Source organism: Peribacillus sp. NPDC058002 (assembly GCF_042886655.1).
GTDB lineage: Bacteria > Bacillota > Bacilli > Bacillales > DSM-1321 > Peribacillus > Peribacillus aracenensis.
Genome location: NZ_JBHVQU010000116.1, coordinates 1 through 9,283 on the forward strand (window position 1 = coordinate 1; position 9,283 = coordinate 9,283).

The window sequence follows — 9,283 nt, forward strand, 5'->3', positions numbered from 1 at the left end:
GATGTGAAGGCTATATCTTTTACCGGTTCGAATCAAGTAGGTCAGCAAATTCAAAAACAAGCGATTGAACATGGGAAGAAAGTGCAAACAGAAATGGGAGGGAAAAACCCGCTCGTCGTACTAGCTGATGCTGATCTAGAAAAAGCAGTGGAAATTGCTGTAGGCGGAGCCTTTAAGTCCACAGGGCAAAAATGCACAGCCACTAGCAGGGTGATTGTCGAAGAAGGAATATATGAAGCATTCCGTGACCGTCTTGTCGCCCGGACGAAAGAATTAAAAGTGGGAGACCCGCTCAACGAAGAAACATATATTGGTCCCGCTGTATCTAAATCACAACGCGATGGCGTGCTTGAAATGATTGATACTGGGAAATCAGAAGCAACGCTATTGTGTGGAGGAGAGATTCCGACTGAAGAGGAATTGGCGAACGGATATTATGTCCGACCGGCTATCTTTGAAAATGTTGCTCAGGATGCCCGCATAGCACGTGAAGAAATCTTTGGACCAGTCATTGCACTTTTCAAGGCAGGAAATTATGAGGAAGCAGTTAAGATGGCAAATGATACAGAGTATGGATTGAGCGCAGCGATTTGTACCAATAATTTAACGGCGGCTCAAAGGTTTATTGAAGATGTCGAAGTGGGTCTTGTCCATGTCAATTCGGAAACAGCAGGAACCGAACCGCAAATGCCATTTGGCGGATGTAAAAATTCAAGTGCAGGCAGCCGTGAACAAGGGAAGAGTGCCGTTGAATTCTATACTGAAGTTAAGACAGTCTATATGGATAGAATATAACAACATATTAAACCGTTCGTTTTTCAAACTTTTAAATTAGAACATAATTCAGGAGGGATTTTCAATATGTCCACTAAAGAAAATGTACAATTCAGCCCTACACTCCCTTATTCACGGTATGTCGATCCAGAGGTATTCAATGAAGAACGGAAAAAAATTTTTAGAAAGAGCTGGATATTAGCAGGACATGCAAGCCAAGTTGAAAAAGTGGGCGATTTCATGACATTGGATATCGCCGGGGAGCCTATTATCGTTTCTCACGGTACCGATGGTGAACTGCGTGCTTTCTATAATATTTGCCCTCATCGCGGAATGAAAGTAGAAAACTCCGATAAAGGAAATAAAAAAGTTTTACAATGCGGATATCATGGATGGACGTTCAAATTAGATGGAAGTGTATATAGAGCTCCTAATTTTAAAACGAATGAATTGGGCATACACAGCTGTATGAAATCCATACGCTTAGAAGTTCAGAATGCTATGATTTTTGTCAATCTAGACAAAAATGCACCTTCCATGGCAGAAGCATATCAGGAATTTTTAGAGGAAATGAAAGAGTATCCCTTCTTTGATTCACTGAATCTAGTTAGGGAAACTCGCCGTGTAGTTAAAGCTAATTGGAAAGCTGTTGTTGACAATTACCTTGAATGTGATCATTGTTCCATTGCCCATCCTGGCTTTGCGAAATCTTTTGATTTATCAAACTTTTGCACAACGACACACGACAAATTCACCTATCAATATATGACGGTAAGCAAGAATGGTGAGGGTGACCAAGCACGTTTTTATTGGGTTTGGCCAAATATGATGATTAACGTTTATCCAGGAGATGGGAATGTGAATACCATTCAAGTAATTCCTGTTGATTCTGAGACGTCGTTAGGTATTTATCGTGATTATGCCCTCGATGAAAAAACAACAATAGAAAAAGAAGAATATTTTAAATTTGTTGATCAAGTACGGCAGGAAGATTTTGAACTGGTGGAAAAATTGCAAAAAGGATTAAGTTCCGAGGCATTTACAAATGGTATCTTTTCTCCAACTGAACATGCTGCAGTTTATTTTCATGAACTTATTGATAAGAACCTCCAGAATTAACTACTGAGCTGGAAATTGGAATCCACTTAAAGAAGAATCATTCATAGTGAAGTTAAATGTATTAGCTCTTAAGCAACCAACCAGTGTGATTCGGTAATCTACCGGAGCATACTGGTTGGTTGTTTTATTTGTGATGACTTTTTTTGCTTATTTGCACAACCGATAAAGTTAGCCTTTTATTTATTCCGGGTGTGAGGATTTGTTCTTCCAATGTTGTTCTTCAGCAAGAAACTCAAAAAAAACATTCATGGCAGTAAGCGGATGCTCATTTATTCTCTTAAAGTAGTTACTTTTTCTGGCATCTGATAAATAGCCGCTTTTTTTGATTCTTTCCAACATATATTTTTGACTCATTTTCACTATTTCTCTTTGGTTGTGTTTGTTTTCTTTTAATAAAGCAAATCCTACAGCTCCCACCAATGCATAGATTCCAAGTGCGATTTTCGAGATGGGTAAAGATTCGTTCTTAAATAAAAGAAAAAAAAGATTGATGATGGAAAAGCCTATCATCACCGTCGAAAAAAAACCGTATTTCATATTTTTCTTCAACAATGGGGACAATGTTGATTGAAGTTGTTCGAGTTCGGCTTGCATGAAGGCCGGTATATTATTTATTTTGATATTCATTGTTTCCTCCTTATTATCTTGGATGAACCCAATAAGTATATGGCACTAAAAAAAATGTACCTATTTAATGAAACAGGAAAAGGAACCTGATAATATATATCTTATCGTTTGGAAACCTGTTTGTCATTTAATATACCCCATGAACTTTTTTAGGGAAAGTAAACGAAATTGATGTATGTGGGTAATGAATGAAATGCCTAATTATATGTGTTGAACTAACTCAGATAGACAGCGTTCTTGCAGTATGAGGATGCCAAATAAAGATCATTTGCCTTAATATATTAGTAATGGTATAAATGATGAATGGATTATGGTAAAATGGTCCTCAAATGGAAGTCATTTTTTCTTTTTTTCATCATTAATCGTTATGGATGGCCACCCTGCGCCTTTTTTTGTCATAAATACGTGACTATTGTGGTATTTTGTTCTTTTAAATCGAGTTTTGGAACGAATCAATATATAATTAGAAAGCGAGATATTAGATTCAAAGATTAAGGAGGGACATAGAATGATGGAATGGGCTCTGATCATTTTGTTTGCTGCAGCAGTATTACTGTTCATTTTATCGTTTATTAAAAAGGATTCTGTAAAAGTGGACAGTCAATTGGAACAGGTTGCTATCACTTTTGGAGATGAAATGAATGTATTACAGGAAAAAATCAGGAACATCGAGATAGATGCTGAAATTACGGTGCAAGAGGCAGGCGTTCTAGCAATGTCTTCCGAAACGCGGATCTTGTTGCGTGAAGTGCTCGACCTACATAAGCGAGGCTATTCATTTGAAAGCATCGCACTGAAGACAAAACAGCCGGAAGATGAAATAGAACGCATGCTTACTCCTTACATAAAAACGAAGAATGAAAGGAGAACTGTGGCCAATGACATCTAAATCAATGCGCAGCTTTGCCGGAGGCATTGTTGTTGCGGCAGGATTGTGCGGTGCAGTGTACTTCTTTGGTCCAAGTGAAGCGACCGGCACATCGGAGAAACTATCAGAAGATGAGATGAAAGAATCTCTGGTTTCTGAAGGGTATGTCATACATTCAGAAAAAGAATGGGAAGATCAGATTGCTGAAGCAAAGTCGATTAAAGATAAAGCGGAAGCTGAAAAAGAAAATGTAAAAGAACCAACAGAGAAAGTCATATACCGTACAGTTCTGAGGGTGTCTAAAGGCTCGACAAGCATCGATGTTGGTAAAACCCTTCAAAAAGCAAAAGTCATTAAGAATGCCAATGATTTTTCTAACGAGGTTGAAAAGAAAGGCAAGGCCAACGGATTACGACCTGGAACGTATGTGGTAGATAGTGCGATGACGACGGAGAAAATAATTTCCATCATATTTAAATGAACATAGAAACGACCATCGATAAGATGGTCGTTTTTGTTTGTCTACAAAAGGGTGTCAGGAATGGTTGCATCCCGAACCCTTTTCGTTTTATATGGAATGAAATCTCATTAGATTGAAGAAATTTGCGGCACTCCTGCCGAATAACTGGCTAGCCGTGACCCCGCTACATGCTTACGGCGAGTTGTTTTGGCAGGCAGTCGGCGGAAAGGGAGCGGATTTCTGAAATCAACTGGAACGTTTTTTCATGTTTTCTTTAACTTAATCTTTGTCCGCACTCCGGCCCACACTGCAATGATAAGTCCCCCAATAGTATCCGCAATTAAATCTATCATTGTATCTTTATTCCCTCCGCCTTGTAGTGTCATCCCGAATAATTGATCAGAACTGAATTCGTAGATCTCCCATATGACACCACCAAGTGCTGAGAAAGAGAGGGTAAACAAAAAGACAAACCAAGGGGATATCTCTTTGCCTGCATTTCTGTATACCAGTCGTTCATATAAAGCAATACCCGTAAAAGCTAGAAGGGAACCGCTTAGTAAATGTAATAATGTGTCCCACCACCCCAGTCCATACCAACCTAAAATAGAACCTAAAAATTGTGAACCGAATAAGAAGATTAAATAGGAAATGATAATTGGCAGGTTGAATTGAAGCTTGGTAAATAAGGCCAGTAAAAGGGGAATTGCTCCACATACCACACCGCCTATCGAAACCAGTGATTTGAAAGTTTCATCGGCTGAATAGAAAAAAATAGATAAAGCAGCCATAAAAAGGACATACACTAAACTTAATGAAATAACTAGCTTACGATTCATATGATTACCTCAACAAATTATCATAATTTTATTTTTTGTACACTAGAATAAATGGAAATAAGAAGACCACCAGTAAGACCGAAAATTAGATCGTACATAGTATCTTTATTACCGCCTCGCTGCATGGTTTGAGTAAAAGTCAGGTCTCCTGCGAACTCATAGATTTCCCAAAGAACAGAGGCAGTGACTGAAAGCGAGAGAACAAATAGAAAGATGACCCACCTTGAAATATCTTTTCTCGCCGATTGAGGGATGTATAGTTTATAAAGAGCAATCCCAACAAAACCTACGAGGATACCTTTATAAAAGTGAAGGGTAGAGTCCCACCACTTAAAATCCACATAAAAATTTGCGATTGAACCTAAAAATGTCGTACAGAAAACAAAAATATAATAACCAATAATGATCGGAATGTTAAAGGGATTATGTTTAACAAATAATAATGAAATGGGCAAGGCACTTACCAATATTCCCCCAAGAGCTACCATCCATCGGGAAGAATCATCTTTAATGAGGTAAAAGATGAGTAAAACAGTCATAAATACTACAAAGACTAAACTAAGAATAATGATTATTTTATGTTTCACCATACCACCCCATTCATAACATTCATTGGATCATATCCTATTGTATTCAACCCAAATTCAACCGTGAATATGGATTTTATATCGAAGTTCTAGCATATATTTATGATGATTTTTTATGCCGCCAACTCGCATTATTTTAATCATTTTGGCTACCTAAGCGTTTATGGGCTTAAAAGTGGCCCAAAAACCAAGATATCCAGAATTAAAATGATTCCTCTGATCAATGTCAGTATAAAAAGCTTTTTCTCCTTCTATTCTTTTAGTGAACTTTGAAGGGGAAATCATTAAAAAATTTAATGATTTTGGTGAAACCTTCCAATGTTAGCTAGGTGTTTTGTATATTACTTGAGGAATGAAAGAATTTTTTAAATTAGTAAGTTATATTAAAACAGATATGTAGAAAATTTCCAGCGTTCGTGTAACAGTTTCAATACCAAAGCGAACGTTCAAGACAACACTACAGCTAACAAAATCAGCTAAAGAAGAAGGGGAATGTAAAATAACCGTTCCAACTAAATACAAATGATTAAATGTTGAAGCGTTCAGGCATTCACCTTTTTGCTTTCTTAATACATCTTATTTTTGGCCATTCATGTTCAAGTTATTCATATAGTTAAATTAATTTGAATCGTCACTGTCATCATTGGTGCTAAAATACCCATTATCAACGGTTTAAAGTTCTCCAAAAATAACAGATAATCATCTCTTCACTTAATAGAGTTGGAGCGTTTGAGACGATGCTGAAGACTGGGGAAATTTTTATTGCCGAGGAAACGGGGTTTGATCGCAATACAGTCAGTAAATATATAAAGGAAAATCAAGTACTTCAATCAACTATGTGAAAGGGGGAGAGTAAATTCGGAACATTTAAGAGCCTTATGCTCTGCAAAGAATTCAAGAAGGAACGACAAATAGTATGGTCCTTTTTGAAGAAATTCAGACTTTGGGTTATGAGGGGAAAACAACGATTCTTCGAGAATTTGTTAAACCCCTATCGGGCTCAGCCGAAAAACAAGCTACAGTAAGATTTGAAACTCCACCGGGAAAGCAAGCTCAGATGGATTGGGCGGAAGTAGGAATGTATGAGGTGAATGGAAAGTTCCAAAAATTGTATTCATTCATCGTGGTTTTAAGTTATTCCAAATGAAAAATGTGGAGTTTCCAACGGATATGAAATTAGAAACACTGATGAATTGCCATATGAATGCCTTTCCCTGCTTTAAATGGGCTGCCGGAACAGATCCTCTACTGCAATATGAAAACAGTCGTATCGTCCTCTAATAAATCATTTATTGAATGGGAAAAGTAGACCGGTATTGACAAGGCACAGTAGTAAAGGATTAAAAGCTCTTGTCAAAGCCAATTCTATGACTACTTTTTATATTTAACTTTTGTCTTTGTAAATAATATGCCTGCGTTACAAATTGGTTTCATTTCTATTAATATGCTTTCTAGTCGATTGCCCTATTGGATTGTTAAATTCCCCTCCATGTTTTTATGATTTCTCCTTCCTTGAAAAATAGCATCTTCACGATGCAGCCCCAGCGACTTCTCGTTTTTGTATCAAATATGCTTCCCTATATTAATAACTAGCGGGTAGTTCAAAGGGAAATATTATGTTAATTATATTAGTTGATTAAAAATTTAAAATATTTTGACTAATGTAAATTTCTGTTATATAATAATGGTATTCCATGGTCAGACCAACTTAGCAGTGTCAATTACGGCTTTATGTAAACGTTCTCATTTTAAATTTCCACCTTGAGAGGGGTTGATATATTAAAGAAAACGGGAAAGTCCATTTTTTCACCTATTCAGGTTTCCCTTCTAACCTATGATGTAAAACAAGAAGAAAAGGATATTGTACTATATCTAAAAAGAAAGCCTGAAAACATAGTACTTAAAGACTGCCATTTCAGTTATATCTGCTAATTAAAGTTTCCTAAATTAATAGAGAAATTGGTAAGGGGGTGATAAAGGTGTTAATAGTATATCCAGATGCAGATCCGCAATTTAAAAAATTACTAACGGATGAACTTCTCGATCCATTACAACAATTTGCCGAAATTCGTGTTTATGAAGGAAGACCTGAAACTCAAGAAGAGTTTGTAAACAGGGTAAAGGATGCCGATGGGATACTTCTGGGATGGTCAATACCGAATGAAGTTATTGCTAAATGCCCTAAATTGAAAATCATTTCATTTACCGGGATTGGTGCTTCTAATTTCATTGATTTGAAATTTGCAGCGTTTCGAGGTATTACAGTTACAAATACCCCTGGATATGCAGATAATTCAGTTGCAGAACATGCATTAGCATTAATGTTTTCGCTAGCAAAAAATATTAACCGGAATCACCAAAATGTAACAAGAGGGATTTGGGATCAGTCCAATATGATCATGGAGATAAAGGGAAAAACAATCGGTTTGATTGGATTGGGTGGAATAGGGCAGAAAATGGCTGAATTATGTAAGGTACTTGGCATGAATGTCATTTGTTGGACTTTTAACCCAAATAAAGAAAGAGCCCTAAAATTAGGTGTAACATTTACTAGCTTAGAAATGCTTCTAGAACAATCAGATTTTGTTTCACTTCATCTGCCGTTAACGGAACAAACGAGGAAACTATTAGGCGAAAGGGAACTTTCACTGATGAAACGAGAGTCATATCTAATTAACACATCAAGAGCAGAATTAATCGATACAATTTCATTAGTTGAATTTCTTTCTTCATCACGAATTGCAGGCGCTGGTATTGATGTTTTTGATGAAGAACCTATTTTGGAAAATAACCCTCTGCTATCAATATCAAATGTAGTTCTTAGTCCGCATATTGCATTTAATACACCCGAGGCTTCAAAAGAAATTTTTATTATAGCAATAAATAATCTAGTTCAATTTTTTTATGGAATCAATCAAAATGTTGTTATTTAATTTATTAAGAGAGGGGAATTAAGATGAAAATTATAGTTATTGGTGGAGCAGGAATCCAAGCATTAGGGACAATTTATGATTTGTTAGAAAATGATGAAGTTACAGAGGTTATGGTTGCTGACATTTTAATTGAAAAAGCAGAAGAAAGAGCTAAGCAAATCGGAGATCCACGTTTAACAGCCAAGCAGATTAATGTCCTTAACGAAGAAGAAACTGCCAATGTCATTAAAGACTTTGATGTTATTATCAATAGCGGTCCAGCTTTTCTATGTCCAAATGTAACCAGGGCAGCATTAAAGGCGGGAGTCAATTATGTAGACCTTGGTGCTTGGCCAAAAGAAACTGCAGAACAACTTGAATTGACAGAAGAATTTGAGGCAAACGGGATCACAGCCGTCCTTGGAATGGGAAGTGGCCCTGGAATTTCAAATATGATGGCATTAGCTGGGGTAGAACAGTTAGATACAGTATCTGATATTGATATTACAATTGCCATGAAGGATTTTACAGAATACTCTTCTCCGTTAGTTACACCATATATGCTAGATACTATTATCGACGAGTATACTTTAAAACCGGTTATTGTGAAAGATGGTGAAATAACTAAAATTGATCCACTTATTTCAAAGCCTGTTGAATTTAAGGAACCGATTGGCCTTGCAAATCCTGTATATACAATTCATCCTGAACCCGTTACACTCTATGATTCATTTAAAGACCAGGGTTGTAAAAATACTACCTTCAGCATTGCTCTTCCAAGGGAGTTCCATGAGAAAGTGGAGTTTCTAGTTCAGCTTGGATTTGGTAGTAAGGAACCTATTAATATGGGTGGGGTTGAGGTATCTCCAAGGCAAGCATTACTAACTGTTGCTAATCAACTAATACAACCAAAAGTGGATAAAGATCAGTATAGTGTAACTCGTGTTGACGTAACAGGTGAAAAAAATGGTCGGAAAGAGAAAGTTGTAGTTGAGGTTTATGTTGGGAGTGAAAAGAAATGGAATATTCCTGCTGGAGCATTGAAAACATCTGTACCTCCTTCCATTGTGGCTCAAATGCTTGCAAAGGGCCAAGTT

At 36.8% G+C, this 9,283-nt stretch carries 10 protein-coding genes; 7 read left to right on the forward strand and 3 right to left on the reverse strand.

Annotated elements, in window-relative coordinates; all coding sequences use genetic code 11:
- The coding region (locus ACFVSH_RS17605; RefSeq protein ID WP_387707104.1) for an aldehyde dehydrogenase family protein at nt 1-795 on the forward strand (795 nt) is incomplete at its 5' end.
- Between the two features lie 66 nt (nt 796-861).
- Complete coding sequence (locus tag ACFVSH_RS17610; RefSeq protein WP_387707106.1) at nt 862-1,893, forward strand: aromatic ring-hydroxylating oxygenase subunit alpha; 1,032 nt, start codon at nt 862-864, stop codon at nt 1,891-1,893.
- A 180-nt stretch (nt 1,894-2,073) separates the two neighbouring features.
- On the opposite strand, the gene ACFVSH_RS17615 is transcribed toward ACFVSH_RS17610, so the two are convergent.
- The gene (locus ACFVSH_RS17615; protein ID WP_387707107.1) at nt 2,074-2,520 is read right to left on the reverse strand and encodes a DUF5392 family protein; all 447 of its coding nucleotides are present in this window, start codon (nt 2,518-2,520) and stop codon (nt 2,074-2,076) included.
- Nucleotides 2,521-3,028: 508 nt separating this feature from the next.
- Here ACFVSH_RS17615 and ACFVSH_RS17620 point away from each other — a divergent pair.
- Together ACFVSH_RS17620 and ACFVSH_RS17625 are read left to right on the forward strand one after the other, a co-directional pair.
- On the forward strand, nt 3,029-3,409 hold the full coding sequence (locus tag ACFVSH_RS17620; RefSeq protein ID WP_228467446.1) for a hypothetical protein: 381 nt from the start codon (nt 3,029-3,031) through the stop codon (nt 3,407-3,409).
- Nucleotides 3,399-3,869 (forward strand): hypothetical protein, encoded by a 471-nt coding sequence (locus tag ACFVSH_RS17625; RefSeq protein ID WP_387597426.1) that lies wholly within the window; start codon nt 3,399-3,401, stop codon nt 3,867-3,869. The genes ACFVSH_RS17620 and ACFVSH_RS17625 overlap by 11 nt, the downstream gene beginning before the upstream one ends.
- A 242-nt stretch (nt 3,870-4,111) precedes the next feature.
- On the opposite strand, the gene ACFVSH_RS17630 is transcribed toward ACFVSH_RS17625, so the two are convergent.
- A complete protein-coding gene (locus tag ACFVSH_RS17630) occupies nt 4,112-4,687 on the reverse strand; it encodes a DUF2238 domain-containing protein (RefSeq protein WP_387597423.1) in 576 nt (191 codons plus the stop codon).
- Nucleotides 4,688-4,707: 20 nt separating this feature from the next.
- Nucleotides 4,708-5,277 (reverse strand): DUF2238 domain-containing protein, encoded by a 570-nt coding sequence (locus ACFVSH_RS17635; protein WP_387597421.1) that lies wholly within the window; start codon nt 5,275-5,277, stop codon nt 4,708-4,710.
- A gap of 913 nt (nt 5,278-6,190) precedes the next feature.
- Here ACFVSH_RS17635 and ACFVSH_RS17640 point away from each other — a divergent pair.
- From ACFVSH_RS17640 to ACFVSH_RS17650, 3 genes are all read left to right on the forward strand, one after another.
- Complete coding sequence (locus ACFVSH_RS17640) at nt 6,191-6,421, forward strand: hypothetical protein (protein WP_387707109.1); 231 nt, start codon at nt 6,191-6,193, stop codon at nt 6,419-6,421.
- Nucleotides 6,422-7,253: 832 nt separating this feature from the next.
- On the forward strand, nt 7,254-8,207 hold the full coding sequence (locus tag ACFVSH_RS17645) for a 2-hydroxyacid dehydrogenase (protein WP_387707111.1): 954 nt from the start codon (nt 7,254-7,256) through the stop codon (nt 8,205-8,207).
- A 23-nt stretch (nt 8,208-8,230) separates the two neighbouring features.
- A partial coding sequence (locus ACFVSH_RS17650) for a saccharopine dehydrogenase family protein (RefSeq protein ID WP_387707113.1) occupies nt 8,231-9,283 on the forward strand: 1,053 nt, incomplete at its 3' end.

Bases quoted from the DNA above. Each gene is read 5' to 3' on its own strand.
- ACFVSH_RS17610 (WP_387707106.1), top strand. From the start codon at position 862: ATGTCCACTAAAGAAAATGTACAATTCAGCCCTACACTCCCTTATTCA.
- ACFVSH_RS17615 (WP_387707107.1), bottom strand. From the start codon at position 2,520: ATGAATATCAAAATAAATAATATACCGGCCTTCATGCAAGCCGAACTC.
- ACFVSH_RS17620 (WP_228467446.1), top strand. From the start codon at position 3,029: ATGATGGAATGGGCTCTGATCATTTTGTTTGCTGCAGCAGTATTACTG.
- ACFVSH_RS17625 (WP_387597426.1), top strand. From the start codon at position 3,399: ATGACATCTAAATCAATGCGCAGCTTTGCCGGAGGCATTGTTGTTGCG.
- ACFVSH_RS17630 (WP_387597423.1), bottom strand. From the start codon at position 4,687: ATGAATCGTAAGCTAGTTATTTCATTAAGTTTAGTGTATGTCCTTTTT.
- ACFVSH_RS17635 (WP_387597421.1), bottom strand. From the start codon at position 5,277: ATGGTGAAACATAAAATAATCATTATTCTTAGTTTAGTCTTTGTAGTA.
- ACFVSH_RS17640 (WP_387707109.1), top strand. From the start codon at position 6,191: ATGGTCCTTTTTGAAGAAATTCAGACTTTGGGTTATGAGGGGAAAACA.